Raw genomic sequence first — 21,275 nt, forward strand, 5'->3', positions numbered from 1 at the left:
ATCGAATCCTTTCCAAAGGACGCAAAAGAAATGTCAGCATCAGTGACCATTTTTCATAACGTCGTGTGGTCGCGGCATAAAGGCGAAGTTTTGTCCGCGTTGCATAACATCTCGGGGTCCGGCTCTATTCGTTATTCAATGGTGCAGATCGCGGATACGGAGCACGATCGCATCGGCTTTTCCGATGTCGACTATTCGTTCCACCGCTACCCGATGAGAAAGCTATACAGCGGCTGCTATGAAGACGTGCCGACCTGGCGCATGACCATGCGTCTCACTTGGGAAGTGCTCAAGGCGAAGTCCGATCTCGTGGTTTTGCCGGGGTATCACCGTCCGGAATATTGGGCGATGATGGCCGCGTGCATTCTCACCGGAAAGCGCCGCGCTGTGTTCTGCGATTCAACTGCACGTGACAATCCGCGCCGCATGTTGACCTCCATTCCGAAGCGCGTGTTCTTCGCGCTGTGCGATGGTTACTTCGCTTTCGGTACGCGCAGCCGCGAGTATCTGATGTCGCTCGGTGCGAAGCAGGAGAACATCTTCATCCCTTGTCAGGCTGCCGCGCTGCCGCGTTCGTTTTCACCGAAGACGGTGGGTGATGACCGGCTTCTACATCGGCAAGGCAACAAGCCGGTGTTCCTGTATGTCGGACGTCTGTCCGCCGAGAAGGGTATTGATACGTTGGTCGAAGCGTTCAGTACGCTGAAGAAGAGCGTGCCGGATGCCCAGCTGCGTATCGTAGGTACGGGCCCGCTCGGCGACGCGTTGAAGCAGCAAGTGAAAGAGGCTGGTCTCGAGGAATCCGTGCAGTTTCTCGGCAGTCTGCAAGACGCGCCCCTGTCGCGCGAGTATTTCAGCGCGACGTGCATGGTGTTGCCGAGCCGGCGTGAACCGTGGGGTCTCGTCACGAACGAAGCATTGAGTCATGGTTGTCCGGTCATCGTCAGCGAAAGCTGCGGCTGCGTTCCGGAACTCGTGGTGGAAGGGGTATCGGGTTACTCCTTCCCTGCGGGCGATGTGGCGGCCTTGCATCGCACGATGCTCAAGTCGTTGGAAGCGTTCGCCGATACGGCGGGCACGGCGAGCCGTTGCACCGATGTGATTCAGCGCTTCGATCCGCCCACGGCGGCTGCCAATATCGCGCGAGGCTGCGCGCTCTTGCTGACCAACTAAACGGGTGGCGAAGGCGGGACGGTAGATGGAGGAAGACGCACACAGGTAGTGAAGAGACGCTGCCAGACGCGCGGTCCTGCGCGCCTGGTAGCTGGCGCCTTGCCGGACGCGAAAGCCGTTCGGAGCGAAAGGCGCGTTAGTCGGGCGAGGGACCAAATGAGAATACTGATCTACGGGCTGAATTACGCGCCCGAGCTGACGGGAACCGGCAAGTACACGGCAGAGATGGCAGAAGCACTGGCCGCGGGCGGCCACGAAGTGCGCGTCGTCTGCGCGCCGCCATACTACCCGGAGTGGAAGGTCGGCGAGGGGTATCGAAGCTGGCTTCATCGTATCGAGTCGCGCAAGGGCGTGCGTGTATGGCGCGCGCCGCTATGGGTGCCTAAGAAGCCGAGCGGCGCAAAGCGCATGTTGCATCTTGCGTCGTTCGCGCTGGCGTCCATGCCCGCGCTCGCGGCGCATGTGGCGTGGCGTCCGCATATCGTGATGAGCATTGCACCGAGCCTCGCCAACGCGCCTGGCGCACTTGCGTTGGCACGTCTGACCGGCGCGCGTTCATGGCTGCATATTCAGGATTTCGAGGTCGATGCCGCCTTCGATCTCGGCCTGCTCAAGAACGCGCGCGCCAGCCGCATGGCGCTCGGCTTCGAACGCTGGCTGATGAAGCACTTCGACGTGGTCTCGTCGATTTCCGACAAGATGGTCGATCGCGCGGTGAAGAAGGGCGTGGAGCTGACGCGCGTGTTCCATCTGCCCAACTGGGTCGATACCGGCGCGATCTTTCCGCTCGATCGTCCGAGCGAGTTTCGTCGTGAACTCGGGATCGGAGAACATACGGGCGTCGTGCTCTATTCGGGCAACATGGGCGCGAAGCAAGGCCTCGAAGTATTGGCCGATGCCGCCGCCGCACTCGCATCGCGCGATGACATCGTCTTCGTGTTTTGCGGTAACGGCGCGACCAAGGCGGAATTGCAGAAGCGTTGCGCAGGTCTCAAGAACACGCGCTTCATGTGCCTTCAGCCGGTTGAGCGTCTGAACGAACTGCTCAATCTCGCCGATGTCCACGTGCTTCCGCAACGCGGCGATGTCGCCGATCTGGTGATGCCTTCGAAGCTCACCGGCATGTTCGCCAGTTCACGCGCCGTGATTGCCATGGCGCATGGCGGCACGGAACTCTACGAAGCCGTCAATGGACGTGGTGTCGTGATCAAGCCGGAGAGCGCGAAGGACCTGACCGATGCGATAGAAATGCTGATCGGCGACCCGGAGTTGCGGGCTTCGCATGGCGAGCAAGGACGGCTCTTCGCACAAGAACGTCTGTCGCCGGCTTCCGTGTTTGCACGCCTCGAAGACCGCTTGATATCGCTCATCGGCAAGCCGGTTCCGCATGCGGCGCCGGTGCGGATCAAGGAAGCGGCTGCGCGGCCGGCGGAGACGGATATGTTTATCGAGCGTGCGCCTGTCGTCGAGAAGATCGAATAGCAGAGCATCGCGCCGGCTGTTTCACGTGACTTGCAAGGGTTCGTCTTTCATCGAAGACGAACCCTTGTGTTTTTAGTAGGGCGACTTGTAGATGTCTCTGGCGCGCGCGGCATTGGCCGGAGGCTTGAGTCCCGCCGGCGTGGGATAGAGCGTGGCCGCCGCGCCTTGCGGCATCAACATGGCCTTGGCGGTGGCTGCATCGTTTCTTCGACCCGTTGCCCGCAACTGCGCACCGGCACCGGGATTGCCGACATAGCCGTTCTGCTGGGCCAGCAACTTGTCGGTGGGCGAGATGCCCTCAGTGGTCTGCCCGTTCGTGATGGGTCCGCGCTTACCACCTTTGCCGTTGGTCGGCGCGCCATACGGGTCCGAATACGTCGATGGACTTCCTAGCAAGTCCATCTCACCCGCGCCGCCCGCGGCCTGACCGTTGCTCATGGCGGCATCGGCGAAATTGCCTGCATGCGCAAAGGGCGCCGCGGCGAACGCGGTCGCGGCGATGAGCGGTAAAAGCACTACACGTAGCGCGTTTTTCATCGAAATCTCCAAAACGGTAGTGCGAAGTTTCCGCAAGTCGGCAGGTGATTGTCTGGTCGCAAGACCTCATTCGGTGCGCTTCCTGCATCGATTCGGTGAACCCGGATACAACGCATGCAACGAATAAATCGGACATTAAAACAGGATATGGCGCGGAACCGATCACTACCGCCAAAAGCCCTGCAGATGCGGCCATTCGTGTATTAGCGCACGCGGGCTCGTGCACCCTTCGCCGATAATCAACCTACCGTATGCGCCTGAGCCGCGCTGCATAGGCATGCTTTCCCTGGCAACGGGCGGGCGGCATGCAAGGCATCTCAAGCGATCATGCGTATCAGAAAAGGTAAGACGAGTACGCCTTGAAGCGTACTTAAGGACAAGGCCAAACACGAGTCGCCAGAAAACAAAAGCGCGCTCGATGACAGGCACCGTGCGACAAGCGCTGCACAGCAATGAATCGGCAGTATGCGGGCAGCTGGGCGAGTAGTGAAGCGGAGTGACTGGGGCGGGGGTTCCTAATGGACAGAGCGATCGAAGAGCGTGGCATCGGCGCGGCCAGAAATGGCAACGCTGGCGAGACTGCCACACGGCGCGCGACGGCGTCGGGCAAGGTCATCGACCTGTCGCTCGCGGGTCCCGGCAACTTCGTTGCGAAGCGCGGCTTTCTGACCGAGCTCGTGTGGTTCTTCATCGAAGCATGCTTCATCAATAACAAGCTCATCCCGGTCTCGTGTGTGCGCGTGGCGCTTCTGCGCGCATTCGGCGCGCGTATCGGCAGCAACTGCCGCATGCCGCATCCCATTCGCGTGAAGGCGCCGTGGAATCTCGAGGTCGGCGACAACTGCTGGTTCGGCGTCGATGCCTGGATCTACAACCAGACCACGATTCGCATCGGCTCCAACGTCTGCATCTCGCAGGGCGCGTTTCTGACTACCGGCTCGCACGACGTGGGCGGCAACATGGACTTGCAGGTCGCACCGATCGTGATCGAAGACGGCGTCTGGATCACTTCGAAATGCGTGGTGCAGATGGGCGTGACCATCGGGCGCTCGGCAGTCGTCACACCGCTTTCCGTCGTGCATCGTTCGCTCGATGCGGAAGGCGTGTATGGCGGCAACCCAGTGCGCTTCATCAAAAAACGCTTCCCTGCATGAGTTTTATCGCGGTCGCGCGCTTCGTGATCGACGCGGCCCGGTCGTTTTTGAAAGCACAAGACATCTGAGGCACGGAGACAAAGCGCGCGCGGCGTGATGCGGGCATTCGATGCCGCGTATCACGGCGGGCTTTCGTGAACCGACAGCGAAGGAGACTTGCAAGCTCATGCGGAGCCCTGCGGCAGCACACGCGAACAAGCGCGAATAGCGCGTATATGGCGTACAGGGCGCCGTCGGGATCGTTCGAATCCGGCAAGAAGATGCGTCGCCAAGACGAGCGACGACTCGCAACCGGATGCGGCGTTTGGACAACGGGTCAGGGGCGCGGTGCATTGCCGGCAACATGGCACACCGCTTAAGCACGAGTAAGAAGGAGCACGGGGCATGTTCATTGACAGCCGAAGCGTAGAGCAAGGCGCGGTAATCGATACCACGGTCTGCATCGTCGGGGCGGGGGTGGCCGGCATCACGCTGGCGCTCGAACTCGAAAGGCAGGGCATCGACGCGTGCCTCCTGGAAAGCGGCGGGTACAAAGCGGACGACGAAACGCGCGATCTGTATCGCGGCGAGAACGTCGGCGTGCCGTACGAGTTCGCCGACGGTTGCCGCAGCCGCTTTCTCGGCGGCAGCAGCAATTGCTGGGGCGGCTGGTGCCGTCCGCTCGATCCGTGGGATTTCGAAAAGCGCGACTGGGTGAAAGACAGCGGCTGGCCTTTCGGCCTGGACGAGTTGCGCCCTTACTATGCGCGCACGCATCAACTGCTGCAGCTCGGCGAGAATAATTTCGATCCGGCCTACTGGGAAGCGGCGATTCATCGTTCGGATGTCAAGCGTCATCCATTCCCGACGGGCAAGGTGCGCGACACGATCTCGCAGTTCAGCCCGCCGGTGCGCTTCGGCAAGGTGTATCGCAAGCATCTGCTCGATGCGAAGAACGTGCGCGTGATGCTGTACGCGAACGCAATGAACATCGACACCGACACCGACGCACGCACCGTCACGAAGATCGATATCGGCACCATCAGCGGCCGGCGCTTTGCGATTCGCGCGAAGGTCTTCGTGCTCGCGACAGGCGGTATCGAAAACGCGCGTCTGTTGTTGTCGTCGAACAAGGTGCAGAAGGCGGGTCTCGGCAACGGCAACGATCTGGTGGGCCGTTACTTCATGGACCATCCGCGCATCATGTCGGCGAAGGTGAACTTCAAGAAGGAATGGGCGCGCAACAAGCTCTACGACATCAAGTATCACTATCAGAACAAGGCGGTCTCGGCGCACGGTACGTTCATCTCTTCGCAATTCGCGCTCACGCAGTCCGTGCTGGAACGCGAGAAGCTCCTGAACGCGCGCTCGTGGTTCTATTCGGTGTTTCGTGGTGAGAACACCGAGGGTTCCGAAGCGTTGATCCGCGCGAAACAGGCCATGCTCAAGAAGGATCAGCCGGGCTACAGCATGGCGGGCGACCTCATGACCATGATGGCGCATCCCGTCGATACCGCGTGCTTCGGTCTTGCGCGTCTGTTGCAACCGCGTTCGCTCATCACCGAAGTGAAGATTCAGACGATCGTGGAAGCGGAGCCGAATCGCGACAGCCGCGTGACGCTCTCGGCGCAGAAAGACGCGCTCGGAATGAATCGCGTGTCGGTGGACTGGCAAGTGACCGAGCTCGTGAAGCGCACCTTCGATCGCACGGTGACGCTTCTTGCCGAGGAACTGAAGCGCGGCGGCGTGGCCGACGTGGAGCTCGACGAGCCGCTCGAAGGCAAGCCGTGGCCCGCGCAGCTCGAAGGCACATGGCATCACATGGGCACGACGCGCATGCACGACTCGGAGAAGGAAGGCGTGGTCGATCGCAACCTGAAGATTCACGGCATGAGCAACCTGTATGTGGCGGGCAGCTCGGTGTTCCCGACGGTTGGCGCAAACTTCCCGACCATCACGATCGCCGCGATGACCCTGCGTCTCGGTAGCCATCTCGGCCGCATGCTGAAGAACGATGAAAGCACGCCGGCAGCGACGCTCGTCTCTTCGTCCGGCACGCCGCTCAAGGGTATCGTCACCGAGGAAATGCCGATGGCCGCATCGGCCATGCATATGCCGGGTGATCTGAGCAAGGCGTGAGGCAGGGCAGCAGCACCTGAAGCGCAAAACGCCGCCGGTCGTCGAGGACCGGCGGCGTTTCGTTTTGATGCGTGCGAGCGGGCATCGCTATAATCGCCGTCCACACCCGGCTTTTTAGGTATATCGCTCGTGAAACTGCTTATCGCCCTGACACTTGCCCAGCTCTTGCTCGTAGCCTGCTCGTTCTCCGAAACCGAGGCGCAGAAGGCTGGCCGCTTCACGCGCACCGAGCAATCGCTCGAAGAGGCGCAGCGCAACGCGACCGTCGAATGCAACGACGCCGCGCAATGCGACGCGGCCTGGAAGCTGACGAAGACGTATGTGGAAAAAAGTTCGAAGGAACGTCTGTTGCGCGCGGACGATGTCGCGATCGACACCGACATGCCTTCAGGCTCAGGCAAGCCGGTCTATTCGGCGACGCGCACGGCGAAGGGCAGTGGCGCAACCATCGTGCTATATGCACAATGCCGCGACATGTACGGCGAAGAGCGCACCGTCGGCTCGGACTACAACGGCTGCGCGGAAAAGATCATCGCCACGCAGAACGGCTTCGTCGATTACCTGAAGGCCAATCTGGTCGCGAAATAAGCACGCATCAACCGGCTTGCCGCTTCAAACGCAAGGCATCGGTCCTGCCGCCGCGCGGTCCCGCCGTTTCGCGCAGCACGCGGACGAGATCCTTCGACATGGCGTCGACATGAAAGCGTTGCATGAAGGTCTTGAGCGCTTGCTCGCGCATGGCTTCGACCTTGGGGGTATCCATGCGCAGCCAGGTCGATAACGCATCGGCGGCGCCCTCGACGGTATCGGTCGTCACGATTCCCGCGCCGTCTTCCTTCACTTCGCGCCAGATGTTGACCTTGTCGGAGATCAGCACCGGCAAGCGCGAACCCAGCGCTTCCGCAACCGCAATGCCGAAGTTCTCCTGATGCGAAGGCAGCGCGAAGACATCGCTCGTGCGAAACGCACCCCACTTCAAATCACCACTTAGCATGCCGGTCCACGTCATGCGAGTCTCGATGCCGAGTTCCTTGGCGAGCGTACGCAGATTCGCGGCGAACTCGCCGTCGTCGGGACCGGCCATCACGAGATGCGCGTTCGTGTCGATATCACGCACGTTGGCGAACGCCTTCAGCAGCACGTCGCAGCCTTTTTTCTCGTGAATACGGCCGAGAAACAGAATGGTGCGCTTGCCCGCGAGTTGCGGAAACTTCGCCAGGAACGCTTCGCGCAACGCGGTGGAATCGGCGGGCGGCGGACGCGTGCCGAACGCGACCACTTCCTCATTCGCGCGATACAGTTTGAACGACTCGCGTGCAAGCAGTCGCTCTTCCTGCGTCGTGAACAGCACGCGGCGCGCATCGCGCAGGACGCGATATTCGGCCCACGGCCAATAGAGGCTTTTCTTCAGATGCTTGAGCGGATACGTGCGCTTGAACCACGGATCGAGCATGCCGTGCGGAAACACGTAATAGGGCACGCTGCTGTCGCGCAGAGCCTTCCACGTGCCGTAGCCGTGATACTGCCAGAGACCGTTGACGATCACGGCATCGAAGCGCGTTGCGTGTTCCTTGAGCCACGGCACGAGCTTCGGCGTGAGTCCGTAGAAGCCGCGCGCCGGCCCCAACGCATGAAGACGCAGGGGAAAACTCGCGAGCCACGGTGCATCGGGTGCGTCGAGTGAGACCACTTCGATCTCATGGCCCATCGTCTGCATGCTGATGCCGCTTTGCAGCACGCCTTCGATGGGACCGCCCGCGCGTGGATCTACAGTGGAAAGCAGATGCAGAATCTTCATGGCGTATGAACTGGCTCGTGTCAGGCGGACGGCGCGAAGGTGCTCGCGCCCGGCGGCGAATCGCGCCGGCCGTCGTCATGATGACCATGCGTGAGGCCCGGTGCGTGCGATGCGTGCGTCGGCAAGGCATCGGGCGTGGGCTCGAAAAACGGCTGCATGTCGGGATGCACGGGACCGAAGGGACTTCTGAACGATGGCCGCGGCGCCGCCGTCTCAGCCGCACGCGTGCGCAATGCATGAGCGATGCGCGCATAGGCGGCGACCAGCAGACCGAGCGCGACGCCGAACACGATGCCCGAGAAACGGTTGCCGAGTGGATTGCCACCCACCGACGTCGCGGGCAGCGAGGCGACCACGAGCAACGCGCGTCCGAGCACCGGCAGATACATCACATCCGGCGCGCGATGCTTCCATGCGCGATACGCCATGGAGCCGCGATAGAGCGCCCACAGCAACGCGATCGGCAACGCAATGCCGAACATGATGCCGCCCGCGAAGAACTGATAGACCCAGAAGTTGTGGCCGGCCGCCCATTCCTTGATCGCGTAGAAATCCTTCTTGGTCATTTGACCGGCGAGGTCCGGCAGATACGTCGGCGAATAGCGATAGTCGTGACCGTAACCGAGACCGACCGCGACGGAGAGTGGCGAGGCCATCGTCTGATCGTATTGATCCTTCATCTCGGCAAGGCGCGTGATGGTGGTCGGATCGCGGCCGGACTCCGTGTCTTTCGAGAACGACATGCGCTGCGCCCAGTGCTCGGCAACACTCGGGAAGAACGCGGCAGACGCGGCCACCATCGCGCCGAGAAGCGCCGCGATCATGACCGCGCGCAAGCCGGCCGTGAAGAGATGGCGGATGGACGGCGCGGCAAGCCAGGTCGCATAAATGAACAGCAGGATGGTGCCGACGAGCAGACTGCGCGTCACGCTGAGCAGTTCGATCACCACGGTGCCGAGAAACAGCAGCGCGGTGAACTTGGTGACGCGCCGCGCGATGACGAACTCATGCAGCAACAGTCCTTGCAAGCAGAGGAACGTCACGGAGACGATGCGAAAGCGCACGCTGTCGAGGCCGCCGCCGGTTGCCATGCCGTAGGCGAAGCTGAAGACGAGCGAGGCGATCATCGACCAGTACATTGCGCGTTCGATCTGTTCGAGACGCTGAGAGTCCCACGGACGGCATGCGACGAAATAGCCGAGCAGCATCAGGAGGAACGGCAGAATCACGCGCATGTAGTTGCCGGAGTCGTTGCCCTGCAACACCTGCGTGGCGATACTGCCGACCATGGTGAGCATGAAGAGCGACGTGATGACCGTGCGCAGCCGCGAGCGATAAGCAAAGCGCGGTCCGATCAGCATAAGCGCGATGGCGGCGCCGATGGAAGGCACGGTGAGCAGAATCTGGATGGCCTTGCTGGCTGTCTCGGCGGCCTTGAAGTCGAAAGCGAGCGGCAGCAGGAAGAGCCAGATCCAGACGACGGCGAACTTGTTGCGCATGGCGTTCTCTTTAGATCGCAAAGCTCTTCGAGCTTCATATCCTCGCGGCGTCTGCCGCTGCATACCCGGAAAGCCTGAGTCGCGTTTCGTTTCGTGATGCTGTTGATGGATGCGACGGTTCCGGGAGCCCCGTATTTGTGGGTCGAATATATCAGCGGGTTTTCGAGCATGCCGTCGCGGCGGCGTTTTGCGACTAGCGTTAGGCGCGAAACGACGGACACCCATGTGCGCCGCACCACGCTCGCCGTGAGCGCTTAAAGACATTGTTGCCGAGCGCGCATACGAGATTCGCCGATGTCGGCTAACTGCGCGATTCTGGCGGATCGCAACGATAGTCTGGACCGATTATTGGAAAGCCGCGATGCTCGTTCTTCGTGCACGAGCGTGCGTGCGCGCGCCGTCGACGGGACAGTCAAATGCGGCGTCAACTACAACAGAAAGACCTTCGCAGAAGGGGGAAGACATGAGCCTGTTCGGCGTGCCGCGCATTCAGGGAGCGAGTCGCTCGATCGAGCTCGACTTCATCCGGGGTCTCGCGATCATCGCGGTGATGGGATATCACTTCCATTCGTATCCCACGGGTAGCGCGTTTATCGCGGCGATCGAGTATCCGCTCAAGAGCTTCGGGCACGAAGGCGTGAATTTGTTCTTCACGCTGAGCGGCTATCTCGTCGGCGGATTGCTGCTCAGGCAATACGCGCAAGAGGAACGTATCGATGCGGGGCGCTTCATCGTGCGTCGGATCTTCAAGATCTGGCCTGCTTATTACGCGCTGATTCTGTTTCATGTGGTGGCGGGACGGCATCCGACCGATACCTTCCTCGTGCAGAATCTCACGCACATGCAGAACTTCTTTGGTTCGTCGATTGCACAGACCTGGAGTCTTGCCGTCGAAGAGCATTTCTATCTATTCCTGCCGTTGCTTCTGATCGTGCTGGCGCGGTGGCGTGCGGATTTCAAGACGATTCTTGCCGTACTGGGATCGATCTGCGTGGTGGTGTTGGTTGCACGAAGTATCGCGGTTTATAACGGGCATCTCGAGGAGACCTTCTTCTATACGCAGTACCGCATCGACAGCTTGCTGTTTGGCGTGATGCTCGCGACCGTTCGTTGGCTCAAGCCGAATATCTATCGTTCGATTGCGGCGCAAAAGCACTTGCTGATCGCGATGGTCGTCGGCGTCGTGTTGTGGCTCGTCTTCGGAACGCGCAACGTGGCGCTCGATCAGAGCATCGGCTATACGTTCCAGGCGATCGGATTCTGCGCGCTCATCGTGCTGACGCTCGAATATTCGAAGTCGACCAGGCAGAGCAAGATTTATCGCGTGATCGGATGGATCGGGGTGTATTCGTACGGCATCTATCTTTGGCATTCGCTGGCGCTGGCTCCGGGCGACATGCTCATTCGCCGGGCCGCGGCGCTGCATGTGCCGGCCATTCCCGCTTGGTTCGCAATCATGGGCGCGCAGTTCGCTATTGCCATCGTCGTGGGATACGTGACCACGCGCGCTGTCGAGTTTCCGTTCTTGAAGATTCGGGACGCGCTCTTTCCGGCGAAGCGGAAGGCGGAGGTGCCGGTTTCGGCGGTTGAGCCGCAGGCTTGATTGGCTTACGGGAGCAAGAAAAAAGAAGCCGCCTTTCGTGAGGAAAGGCGGCTTCTCTCGTTGATGCACCGCAAAACGCCATCAAACCGCCTGCCGCAACGTCTCCTTGAATTGCAGAAGCGTATTGCGCTCCAGCAGATGCCCCGAAGCGAACGGCGCCACGCGTCGTGCGAGCACATCGTCGAGCGCCTGATTGATCGCAGCGGGCGAAAGCTCGTCGACCACAGGCCCAAGCTCTCCCGTGCGGCAGAACCATCCGATCAAGCCATCCGCCGTGGCAATCACCGGCTTGCCGAAGCGGAACGCCTGCACGAGCACGCCGCTCATGCCGTAGTGCCCTTTGTATCCGAGCCAGACGGCATCGCAGGCCGAGAAGAGATCAAGCTCCATCTCGGCGGGAATGAAGCGGTCGAACACCACGGGCACGGGCGCCTTCAACTTTGCGATTGCCGTTGCGAGCCGAGCGCGCACGTCTTCGTCCTGAGCGCCGGCAATGACGAGCGTCGGCGACTGCGCACTCGGGCGTTGCGCGAGCGCTTCGATGAGTTCGAAAAGGCCCTTGCGTTCGTTGATCGCACCGTAGACGAGCACATGCAGCCCATCGGACAAGCCGAGGCGCTCGCGAGCCGCTGAAGGCTCGGCGGCGCGTGCGTCGGGAAACGGATCGGCGAGATATTCGATCGAGGTCGTGTCGCGAGCGGCGGATACGTTGCGCTTCCACCAGTCCGGCAAGGTCGGGTCGATGGTCAGCAGCGTCTTCATGCCGCCCACGCGAATGGCGCGCGCAAAGAGTCTTCCCTTCACCGCATTCACGAGCGGCCGGCGCGGCGCGCGCACACCCACGAGATGATGATGAAAATTCGAACGCATCGTGATGCCGACCCACGGCGTCTTTGCGAACGGCGAGCGCAGGAACGGCAAAGCGAGCAGGAAGTAATCGACGTAAGGCACCACGACGAGCGCGATGGAACGCCCACGGCTCGCGGTATCGAAGAAATGCTTGAAGTCCTGATGCGCGCGCACGTAGCTGACCGAGTGCAGGCCGCGCCCATGACGCACGGGCGGCGCGACCATCATGACTTCGAGCGCGTCGCCGCCTTGCTCCTGAATCTTCTTCACGAGCGGATGCGCCGCGTTGCCAGGCTCGGTCACGATGATGCAGCGATACCCCGCTTCCATGTAAGCGTTCGCGGCCCATTCGGCATAACGCCAGCGATGCCCGCTGAAATTGGGCTCGATGATGAGGACTTGATCTTTCGCCATTGATTTCACCGTTGCATCCGGCAGATGTGAACGCACATTTAGCGCGAAATGGCTCGCGCCACGCCATAACGCCGACGAAACCGACGTTAGCATCGCCACTGCGTACGCAACGGCCAAATTTCAGCGTTTTTCCGCGTACGCCCTGTGTGCGGGGACACGCTTTGAAATTCGTCAACCCGCATTGACACCCATTTCGGGCCGATTTCGACTACGCGTTGTCGTCCGCCGCAACCGCTGCCACGATACTTTTGGCACAGTCGCCTGAAGAAGAAGCGGCGTCACGCGCGCACCCGTCGTCCGGAATGGGAGCGTTGCGCGACGCGCAAGGTGGTCGAGCGCGCCAGGCCTCAAGCGCGAACGCCACGCCAACGAAATAACAGCAGCGCGGGGAATTCGAGTGAGATCTGTCCGGCTACCTTTCATACCGGCGCGCGGGCGTTTCCAGCAGGACGCCGCATTCTGGGTGCTTCTGCAGCAAGTGGTCGTGCGCGGCTTCGTCGCCGTCAAGTTTCTCGCCATCGGCCGGATTCTCGGACCCGAGGCGATCGGCGCGGTCAGCATCGCGCTGCTCGCGGTGGCTATCGCCGAATCCTTGTCCGATACCGGGCTCGCGCAAGCCGTCGTGCAAGGCCGCGATGCGCCCACGCATAACGAACTCGGCGCGGTGTGGTCCACGCTCGCGATGCGCGGCGTGCTCATCGGTCTCTTGCTCGCGGTGCTCGCGCCGTTCATGAGCAGCCAGTTTCATATGAGCGGCTCGATCGGGTTGATCCTGCTTGCAGCCGTGTTGCCGATCGTGCGTGGCGTGGCATCGCCCGCGTATTTCATCGTGACGCGGCAGCGCGGCTTCCAGAAGCTCGCGGGCGTCGAGTGTTCCGCGAGTTTCACGGATTGCGCCGTCGGCCTCATTTGCGCGCTCTCGGGCGCGGGCGCCTACTCGGTGCTGATCGGCCTCGTCTCCGGCGAGATACTCAAGACCACGCTCACCTGGAGCAGCATGTCGCCGCGTCCGCCGCTGCGTTTCTCGGTTGCGGGCATCTCGCATTACGTGGGTTTCAGCCGCTGGATCTGGGCGGGCAGCGTGGTCAATCTGCTGCTCAATCAGTTCGACAAGGTGGTCGTCGCCAAGCTGCTCGGGCCGATGCAACTGGGCGCGTATCAGATGTCGTCGAAGCTCGCGCAGATGCTCCTCGCCGATGCCGCCATCGCCATGTCGCAGTATCTGTTTCCGACATTCTCCGAGCATCACCGGCGCGATACGCAAGGCGCGCGCAAGCTCTTCACGCGTTATCTGCTGATCGCGGGCGTCGGGCTCACGGTGCTCGTGATCGTGCTGCGTTTGGCCGCCGAGCCGCTCTTCAATCTCGTGCTCGGACCGGCATGGCTTTCGGCCGTGCCGCTCTTCCGTATTTTCGTGATCAACATGGCGATCGGCGCGATCATCGCGGTGCTGGTGTCGTGGCTGCGCGCGGTCGGCATGCCCAAGGTGGCGACGCACGCGTCGATCGTGCAGGCCATCGTGCTGTGCGTGACCGTGCCCATCGCGACGCACCTGTGGGGCGTGACGGGCATCGCCTGGGCCATGACGCTCGGTCTCGGCGCCGCGGCGTCATGGATGCTGTTTCGTATCGTCAGGGAGGCTTGAATGCGCATAGTTCACCTCGTACTTGCACCGCGTCTGTCCGGCGCCGAAGTGCTCGCGAAAGATCTGGCGATTCATCAGCAGAAGGGCGGCGAGTCGGTGGCGGTGGCCTCACTCGTGCCGGCGCACGACGATTTCACGGCGCTCAAGGCGGAACTCGTCGCGAATGGCGTGGAGTGTCTGTTCCCGGAGCGCATGTACGGGCGCTTCGGCAAGCTATGGAATCTGTATCGCACGATCAAGGACGCGCGCGCCGACGTGCTCTTCGCGCACGCAACCATTCCCGCGTTCTACGCGCGCATGCTGCCGCTCAACGTGCCGATCGTCTATGTGATGCACTCGGCCACCAACGACTTCGAGAGCGAAGCCTTCAGGCGCGTCGAACGTCTGTTGTCGCGGCGGGCGCGCGCGGTGATCGCGGTGTCGCCGACCAATATCGACGATTATGTGGACGCGGTGGGCCGTCATCCTTCGATGACGCTGATTCCGAATGGCGTCGACATGGCGCGCTTCGGCAAGCGCCCGGCCGGCAGCGTGACGAAGGAAGCGCAGATCGTGCAGATCGGCCGCTATACGTCGGTGAAGAACCAGCTTTCCACGGTGCATGCGTTTCAGCGCGTCGTCGAGAAAGTGCCGTCCGCGCGGCTCTTGTTGTGCGGCGTGATCGAAGATCCGGCGTATCACGCGGCGGTCGGCGATCTCATCGCCAAGCTCGGATTGTCGGATCGCGTGAGTCTGCAAGGTCCGCGTTCGGATGTCGCGGAACTGCTGTTCTCGTCGAACGTGTTCGCCATGCCGTCGCGTTCGGAAGGGCATAGCATCGCGTTTCTGGAGGCGCTCGCGTCCGGCGTGCCGGTGGTGGCGAGCACCATTCGGCCGTTCAGCTTCGCGGCGGATTTTCCGGGCGTGCATCTCTGCGATCCCGACGATATCGACGCTTATGCGGACGCGCTCGTGCGTGCGCTGACCGAGCCTCGCTCGCATCGTCCGCTTGGTGGGCTCACGCTCGCCGATACCGCCGCGCGATATCTCGCGGTGGCGCGTCAGGTCACGCAGGCGCTGCCGCGTGGGGCCGCGCCGGCTTGAGGTTTCATCGTTGATGGCTTGACGCAGCGGGCGTTCGTCGAGGCTTTGCGCCGGCGTGATGTTCGACCTGGCGCCGCGCCGAGGTTTTTTCACATCTTCTGCGTGCAAGCGGCCATTGCGCCGCTGTCCTTCCCTCCCGAATCCGGAAGACGCGACCGCTTGCCGTTTAAGCTCGAACCGAACGCCTGCGCCGCGTCTTCGATCGCGCGCGGCTTGTGGGCGCGCGCGATGGCGTAAAGCCGGTTCATATCCACTCCCGTCGATTCAACACTGGCGCACTCATAATTTTTCGCGTATCAATTGAGGGCTTGCGCCACGGTCGCTGTCCGGACCGCCATCGCCTCGATTCCTTTCCAGGCTTCGGCAAGCACGCGCTTCGGATGCGGCGCTTTGCCGTTCGCATCACGTTCGCCGGTCACACAATCGCTTCACACTTCACTGCAGACATCGCGCGCGTGCGTGATAGGCATCGCCATTGGCGCAGGCTGCAGCGCGGAAACCGCGCTTCTCCCAATTGTTGGATTTTCGAGGAGTTCCACACGATGAGCACGATCAAGACGAAAGACGGCACCTCCATCTATTACAAGGACTGGGGCAGCGGCAAGCCGGTGGTGTTCTCGCACGGCTGGCCGCTCGACGCCGATGCCTGGGACGCTCAAATGCTTTTCCTCGCGGGCAAGGGATACCGCGTGATCGCGCACGACCGTCGTGGACACGGTCGTTCGGATCAACCGTCGGAAGGCAACGACATGGACACTTATGCCGACGATCTCGCCGCGCTGCTCGACACGCTCGATATCACGGGCGCCACGCTCGTCGGCCACTCGACGGGCGGCGGGGAGGTCGCGCATTACATCGGCCGACATGGCACGAAGCGCGTGGCCAAGGCCGTGCTGATCGGTGCGGTGCCGCCGCTCATGCTCAAGACCGAGGCAAATCCGGACGGCTTGCCGATCGACGTTTTCGACGGCATACGCCAGGGTGTGGCGGCGGATCGCTCGCAGTTCTATCAGGATCTGACGATGCCGTTCTACGGCTATAACCGCGAGGGCGCGAAGATTTCGCAGGGCGTGCGCGACCTGTTCTGGCTGCAGGGTATGCGCGGCGGCATCAAGGGGCATTACGAGTGCATCAAGCAGTTCTCGGAAGTGGACTACACGGCCGACCTCGAAAAGTTCGACGTGCCCACGCTCTTTCTGCATGGCGACGACGACCAGATCGTGCCCATCGGCGCGGCGGCGGAGAAGGCGTCGAAGATCGTGAAGAATGCGACGTTGAAGGTGTATCCGGGCGGCGCGCACGGCATGTGCACGGTCGAGGCGGATAAGGTGAATGCGGACTTGCTGGCTTTCATCGAGAGTTAAACAGGCTTTGCGTGACTCGTTCTTGCAGGCGAGTCACGCGTTACGCGTTGGCCATTCGGATGAGGTGCGCAGGATAGATGTATCGTGGATGATAGACTCCAGACGACAGGATCGCGAAGGATGACGAAGTAATTGACGCGAGGGTTATTTTGTTGATGGAGGGCAGGAATTATGCCGATAAGAACGGCGGAGTATCTATATTCGAAGTACTGGGATGGTCGGTTGCCGGTCGATCCGGAGGCCATCGCGCGGGCGGCAGGCGTAACGGTCAACTTCGATCCTGATATGGGCGAGGTTTTCGGGCGCTTCGAGAGAGTGGACGGCAAACCGCATATCTACATCAATTCGCGCGAGGGGAAACGGCGGCAGCGATTTTCAATTGCGCATGAACTTGGGCACTTCGCTCTCAGACATGGCAATTCCTTCGTCGATACGGCGAAGCAGTTCGTGGAAGTGCCGCGAAGATTGGTCGAGTTACAAGCCAATACTTTCGCGCTGGAGCTGCTCATCCCGGGTTTTGCGGTCGACATTCTTATCGACAAAAGGAATATCACGAGCATAAAAAAATTGAGCGAACAGTTTCATGTCGGCCAAGGCGCAATGACGATCAAGTTGGGGCAAATGGGATGGGTTTCATGAACGCAGAAGCTGGGTCGGCGAAAGTGCGAGACGAACGGGTCTATCTGGATACCGACGCTGAGGAGCTATTAGTGACAACGATAGTGCATCCGTATTTACTGAGAGAGCAGGTTGCCGACCGACGGCAATATCGAAGGTTCAGGCATTACACATTCATCGGTATGGCCGGATTGATCGCAGTTCTTCTCGTCATGCTAGCCGCGTGGATTATCACGTTCGGCTGGCGCATTTTCGGTTCTTCAGCCCGAAACTATTCATCGCATGTCGAGTTGTTGCTGGCGCCGCTTGTGGTGCTGGCTTCACTGGTCGCCGTGTCCATGCTGCCCATCGTCCGCCTGGTATTCCGGCAACTCGGAGACAAAGACGACAACAAGAGCAGCGTCACCATTTGGCAAACGGTCATCAGCGAAATCGGCGATGCTCTAAAGGAGTATCTGGGTCGCAGCCCCAAATCCCCCGCCTGAAACCAAAACCGCCCGGGCAAGACACGGGCGGTTTAGAAAACATGATTCACTTGCGCACCACGTGCGGCCGTCGAAACACCATCCATCGCGGAACCTTGAATCGCACGATGCTGATGTACAGCCACACGTAAGTCGCCGCAAACACCATCACGAAACAGAACAAATGCAGCGTGTGCCGCCAGAACAACGTCGCGGGAATCACCGCAATCAGGCATAGCAGCCAGAGATAGGGCGAAGTCAGCGAATTGCGTCGCGTGAGTTCACGCGCATTCTGCACGCCGACCGCCCAGCGCATCAGCCGTTTGTAAACCAGCATATGCAGATGCACGCCATCCGGAATGCCCGGCGACATGCCGCGAATGAACTTCTTGCGGTAGATCGAGAAACACGTCTCGAAGATCGGGTACATGAAAAGCAGCACGGGATACCATGCCGAAACATCGCGGTTGCGCATCACGAGCAGGATTGACAGTTCGCCGAGCATGAAACCGACGAAGTACGCGCCGCCATCGCCGAGAAAGATCAGTCCCGCCGGAAAATTCCAGATGAAGAAGCCCATCACCGCGCCCATCATGATGAGCGAGCCCGACAGCACGACCGGATCGTGCACCTGAAACGCCACGTAGGCGAGCGAGGCGAACATCATGAACGTGACCATCGAAGCGAGGCCGTTGAAGCCGTCGATGATATTCACCGCGTTGGCGAGCGCCGCCACCGCGATCACCGTGACCGCGCAGGAAATGACCGCGTAGGAAAGCAGAAAGTCGAGCGGCGGCACGCTGATGCGCGTCACCGCGATATTCAGAACCGCATACGCGAGCCCGGCCGCCGCCATGGTACAGACAAGCCGGATGAGCGGCGTCACGCGCTTGGTCATGTCTTCGATCAAGCCGGAGAGAAACGCCGGCATGCCGCACGCGATGATGCCGAGTATCCCGCCCGAAACGAGCGGGTAACTCCATCGCAATTGCACGGCCGATACCGTCAGTCCGCACAAAATGCCGACGCCGCCGATGCGCGGCACCGGTCGCGCATGAAACTTCTGCACGCCGGCAAGATCGGTGTCGCCCAGCACGCCTTCATGCAGGTGCGCGAACCGCACGATCAACAACGTCACCAGCAGCGACACCAGAAAAGCAAGCGCGAAACTAAGCATGAAATAGGACCGGTTGATACGAGTGAAGCAAGGCGCCGCGACGCCTCAGGCAAAGCCTCGCGGATTTTGCGACTGCCAGCGCCAGTGATCCGCGCACATGCGCTCGATGCCATGTTCCGCGCGCCAGCCGATCAGCGCGAGCGCCGCGGCCGGGTCGGCGTAGCAAGCGGCGACGTCGCCCGGACGGCGCGGCACGAGTTCGTAAGGCACGGGCTTGCCCGACGCCGTTTCGAATGCCTTGACCACATCCAGCACGCTATAGCCTTGTCCCGTGCCGAGATTGACGACGAAACTTCGGTCGAGCGACTTCAGCGCATCGATTGCGGCAATATGCCCGCGCGCCAGATCGACCACGTGAATGTAATCGCGCACGCCGGTGCCGTCGGGCGTCTCGTAGTCGCTGCCGAACACGCGCAGGCGTTCCAGCTTGCCGACCGCCACTTGCGCCACGTAAGGCATCAGATTGTTCGGCACGCCCGCCGGATCTTCGCCGATGAGCCCGCTTTCATGCGCGCCGACCGGGTTGAAATAGCGCAGCGTCGCGATACGCCACGACGGATCGGACACTTCGAGATCGCGCAAAATTTGCTCGGCGATGAGCTTCGATTGCCCGTACGGATTGGTCGCGGACAGCGGAAAACTCTCGTCGATCGGCACGCTTTGCGGCACGCCGTACACCGTTGCCGACGAACTGAACACGAAGTTGCGCACGTTGCGCTCGCGCATCACGTTGAGCACGGCAAGCAGGCTGCCGATGTTGTTGCTGTAGTACTCGATCGGCTTCGCGACCGATTCGCCCACCGCCTTCAACGCGGCGAAGTGGATCGCGCCGGTGATCTCGTGCGCATCGAAAATCCGGCGAAGCGCGGCTTCGTCGCGCGCGTCTTCCTGATAAAACGCCACCGGCTTGCCCGCAATGCGCTCCACGCGCTTGAGCGACTCCGCGCGGCTGTTGACGAGATTGTCGATGACCACCACGCCGTAGCCCGCGCCGAGCAGTTCGACGCAGGTATGCGAGCCGATGAAGCCCGCGCCGCCTGTCACCAGAATCGTGCCTCGCGAGGTGGTTTGTGCCGTGTCCTGCGCCGCGTTCTCATGCGCCCCGTTGCCATTCATCGTGTGCTCCCCAGAAATCGAAATTCAGAGTGAAATGCCGGTTATGGCGTGTATTGTGCCCTTGTATCGTTCGACGACATTTTTTTCGTCGAATTCGCGGGTGACTTTCTCGCGGCCGCGTTGCGCCATTGCTTCGCGCGCGCTACGTGGCAGCGTCAGCATGCTTTCGAGTTGCGCGGTGAGGCTGTCCGCGCTCTTGACTTCGCAAAGCAGGCCGTTTTCGCCGTGCGCGACCACTTCGCGGCAGCCGGGCACGTCGGTCGCGACGATCGGACGGCCCATCGCGGAGGCTTCCATCAAGGTGCGCGGCACGCCTTCGCGATACGAAGGCAGCACGACGCAATCCGCCGCCGCGACGAGCGGCCGAACGTCGTTCGCTTCGCCCAGATATTCGACGATATTCTCACGCTCCCACGCTTCTACGTCCGTGCGGCCGATCGCGCTGGGATTATCGACGCCAACGGGCCCCAGCAACTGGAAACGCGCATGCGGATAGCGGCGCTTGAGCCGTCGCGCCGCTTCCACGTATTCGGCCACGCCCTTGTCCCACAAGAGCCGCCCGATCAGGATGAACACGAAGTCTTCGCGTTCGGGCAACGGCTCGAAGGCGAACTCGTCGAGATCGACGCCTTCGCCATGCAGACGGCGCGCGCGATCCGGGTGCACAAGCAGTTTTTCATCGTTGAAGGCGGCGAGATCGTCCTGATTCAGAAACCAGATCTCGCGCGGAAAACGAAACGCAAAGCGATAAAGCCGCTTGGCGATCTGCGCCGTGCGGCTTTTCTGGATGAACACGTAGCCGAGTCCCGTCGTCACCGCAATCGAAGGCACGCGCGCCAGCATGGCCGCAAGCGAGCCGTAGATATTCGGCTTGATCGTGTAGTGGAAAACGAGATGCGGACGCGTCGCGCGATATTCGCGATACAGCGCGACGAGCGTCTTCAGGTCCTGACGCGGGTCCGTGCCTTTGGACGCCACCGGCAATTCGACGCAGCGGCAGCCCATTGCCTCCAGCGGCTCGAACGTGCGGTCGCGCGGCGCGATGATCGTCACTTCGGCTCCGTTGTCCGTCAGCATGCGCAGCACGCCGCGCCGGTAGGTATAAATGGCCCATGCCGTGTTGCACACGAGGGCGATGCGAAGGCGCTGCGGTGGTTTCGTCATCCGGGAGTCGTTTTTTT

At 61.3% G+C, this 21,275-nt stretch carries 19 protein-coding genes and 1 pseudogene; 11 read left to right on the plus strand and 9 right to left on the minus strand.

Going from position 1 to position 21,275, the window contains the following annotated elements; translation table 11 throughout:
* Nucleotides 1-30 precede the first annotated feature (30 nt).
* Together P9292_RS29870 and P9292_RS29875 are read left to right on the plus strand one after the other, a co-directional pair.
* Nucleotides 31-1,173 (plus strand): glycosyltransferase family 4 protein, encoded by a 1,143-nt coding sequence (locus P9292_RS29870; protein ID WP_250465405.1) that lies wholly within the window; start codon nt 31-33, stop codon nt 1,171-1,173.
* A 156-nt stretch (nt 1,174-1,329) separates the two neighbouring features.
* Entirely contained in the window at nt 1,330-2,655 is a 1,326-nt protein-coding gene (locus P9292_RS29875) for a glycosyltransferase WbuB (RefSeq protein ID WP_309962595.1), read from the plus strand.
* A 72-nt stretch (nt 2,656-2,727) separates the two neighbouring features.
* Here P9292_RS29875 and P9292_RS29880 read toward each other — a convergent pair whose 3' ends face one another.
* Nucleotides 2,728-3,192, minus strand: coding sequence for a hypothetical protein (locus P9292_RS29880; RefSeq protein WP_244826037.1), 465 nt, complete (start codon nt 3,190-3,192; stop codon nt 2,728-2,730).
* Nucleotides 3,193-3,710: 518 nt separating this feature from the next.
* On the opposite strand from P9292_RS29880, the gene P9292_RS29885 reads away from it, so the two are divergent.
* The 3 genes from P9292_RS29885 to P9292_RS29895 all read left to right on the plus strand — a co-directional run bounded on the left by P9292_RS29885 (nt 3,711) and on the right by P9292_RS29895 (nt 7,052).
* Entirely contained in the window at nt 3,711-4,346 is a 636-nt protein-coding gene (locus P9292_RS29885) for a DapH/DapD/GlmU-related protein (RefSeq protein WP_309962598.1), read from the plus strand.
* Nucleotides 4,347-4,730: 384 nt separating this feature from the next.
* Nucleotides 4,731-6,464 carry a GMC family oxidoreductase gene (locus P9292_RS29890; RefSeq protein ID WP_309962600.1) on the plus strand — a complete coding sequence of 578 codons (1,734 nt, stop codon included), beginning with the start codon at nt 4,731-4,733 and terminating at the stop codon, nt 6,462-6,464.
* 129 nt (nt 6,465-6,593) lie between these two features.
* Nucleotides 6,594-7,052, plus strand: coding sequence for a hypothetical protein (locus P9292_RS29895; RefSeq protein WP_244826034.1), 459 nt, complete (start codon nt 6,594-6,596; stop codon nt 7,050-7,052).
* A 7-nt stretch (nt 7,053-7,059) separates the two neighbouring features.
* Here the strand turns inward: P9292_RS29895 and P9292_RS29900 are convergent, their stop codons facing one another.
* Both P9292_RS29900 and P9292_RS29905 read right to left on the minus strand, forming a co-directional pair.
* Complete coding sequence (locus P9292_RS29900) at nt 7,060-8,262, minus strand: glycosyltransferase (protein WP_309962602.1); 1,203 nt, start codon at nt 8,260-8,262, stop codon at nt 7,060-7,062.
* Between the two features lie 20 nt (nt 8,263-8,282).
* Nucleotides 8,283-9,761, minus strand: coding sequence for a hypothetical protein (locus tag P9292_RS29905; RefSeq protein WP_250465396.1), 1,479 nt, complete (start codon nt 9,759-9,761; stop codon nt 8,283-8,285).
* A 463-nt stretch (nt 9,762-10,224) separates the two neighbouring features.
* Between P9292_RS29905 and P9292_RS29910 the strand changes: the two genes are divergently transcribed.
* Nucleotides 10,225-11,364 (plus strand): acyltransferase, encoded by a 1,140-nt coding sequence (locus P9292_RS29910; RefSeq protein WP_309962603.1) that lies wholly within the window; start codon nt 10,225-10,227, stop codon nt 11,362-11,364.
* A gap of 81 nt (nt 11,365-11,445) precedes the next feature.
* Here P9292_RS29910 and P9292_RS29915 read toward each other — a convergent pair whose 3' ends face one another.
* Nucleotides 11,446-12,627 carry a glycosyltransferase gene (locus P9292_RS29915; protein ID WP_309962606.1) on the minus strand — a complete coding sequence of 394 codons (1,182 nt, stop codon included), beginning with the start codon at nt 12,625-12,627 and terminating at the stop codon, nt 11,446-11,448.
* 397 nt (nt 12,628-13,024) lie between these two features.
* On the opposite strand from P9292_RS29915, the gene P9292_RS29920 reads away from it, so the two are divergent.
* The gene (locus tag P9292_RS29920) at nt 13,025-14,272 is read left to right on the plus strand and encodes an oligosaccharide flippase family protein (protein ID WP_309962608.1); all 1,248 of its coding nucleotides are present in this window, start codon (nt 13,025-13,027) and stop codon (nt 14,270-14,272) included.
* Nucleotides 14,273-15,355 (plus strand): glycosyltransferase family 4 protein, encoded by a 1,083-nt coding sequence (locus P9292_RS29925; protein ID WP_244826025.1) that lies wholly within the window; start codon nt 14,273-14,275, stop codon nt 15,353-15,355. It abuts the gene before it with no gap.
* Nucleotides 15,356-15,510: 155 nt separating this feature from the next.
* Here P9292_RS29925 and P9292_RS43295 read toward each other — a convergent pair.
* Nucleotides 15,511-15,609, minus strand: a pseudogene (locus P9292_RS43295) (DegT/DnrJ/EryC1/StrS family aminotransferase); the annotation flags it as partial.
* Nucleotides 15,610-15,651: 42 nt separating this feature from the next.
* The gene (locus P9292_RS29935) at nt 15,652-15,774 is read right to left on the minus strand and encodes a hypothetical protein (protein ID WP_309962611.1); all 123 of its coding nucleotides are present in this window, start codon (nt 15,772-15,774) and stop codon (nt 15,652-15,654) included.
* A 123-nt stretch (nt 15,775-15,897) separates the two neighbouring features.
* Here P9292_RS29935 and P9292_RS29940 point away from each other — a divergent pair, with 123 nt between their 5' ends.
* The 3 genes from P9292_RS29940 (at nt 15,898) to P9292_RS29950 (ending at nt 17,822) form a co-directional block, all read left to right on the plus strand.
* Nucleotides 15,898-16,719 carry an alpha/beta fold hydrolase gene (locus tag P9292_RS29940; protein ID WP_244826023.1) on the plus strand — a complete coding sequence of 274 codons (822 nt, stop codon included), beginning with the start codon at nt 15,898-15,900 and terminating at the stop codon, nt 16,717-16,719.
* Between the two features lie 171 nt (nt 16,720-16,890).
* Entirely contained in the window at nt 16,891-17,358 is a 468-nt protein-coding gene (locus P9292_RS29945) for an ImmA/IrrE family metallo-endopeptidase (protein WP_309962614.1), read from the plus strand.
* Nucleotides 17,355-17,822, plus strand: a complete 468-nt coding sequence (locus tag P9292_RS29950) for a hypothetical protein (RefSeq protein ID WP_309962616.1) — start codon at nt 17,355-17,357, stop codon at nt 17,820-17,822. Before P9292_RS29945 ends, P9292_RS29950 begins: the two co-directional genes overlap by 4 nt.
* A gap of 46 nt (nt 17,823-17,868) precedes the next feature.
* On the opposite strand, the gene P9292_RS29955 is transcribed toward P9292_RS29950, so the two are convergent.
* The 3 genes from P9292_RS29955 to P9292_RS29965 are packed head-to-tail and all read right to left on the minus strand — an operon-like array spanning nt 17,869 to nt 21,258.
* The gene (locus P9292_RS29955) at nt 17,869-18,978 is read right to left on the minus strand and encodes a glycosyltransferase (RefSeq protein ID WP_244826018.1); all 1,110 of its coding nucleotides are present in this window, start codon (nt 18,976-18,978) and stop codon (nt 17,869-17,871) included.
* Between the two features lie 45 nt (nt 18,979-19,023).
* Nucleotides 19,024-20,094 carry a UDP-glucose 4-epimerase GalE gene (gene galE / locus P9292_RS29960; RefSeq protein WP_244826017.1) on the minus strand — a complete coding sequence of 357 codons (1,071 nt, stop codon included), beginning with the start codon at nt 20,092-20,094 and terminating at the stop codon, nt 19,024-19,026.
* A gap of 24 nt (nt 20,095-20,118) precedes the next feature.
* Nucleotides 20,119-21,258 carry a glycosyltransferase family 4 protein gene (locus P9292_RS29965; protein WP_250465381.1) on the minus strand — a complete coding sequence of 380 codons (1,140 nt, stop codon included), beginning with the start codon at nt 21,256-21,258 and terminating at the stop codon, nt 20,119-20,121.
* Nucleotides 21,259-21,275 lie beyond the last annotated feature (17 nt).

The sequence above is a fragment of the Caballeronia sp. LZ001 genome (genome assembly GCF_031450875.1).
In the GTDB taxonomy this organism is placed as follows: domain Bacteria; phylum Pseudomonadota; class Gammaproteobacteria; order Burkholderiales; family Burkholderiaceae; genus Caballeronia.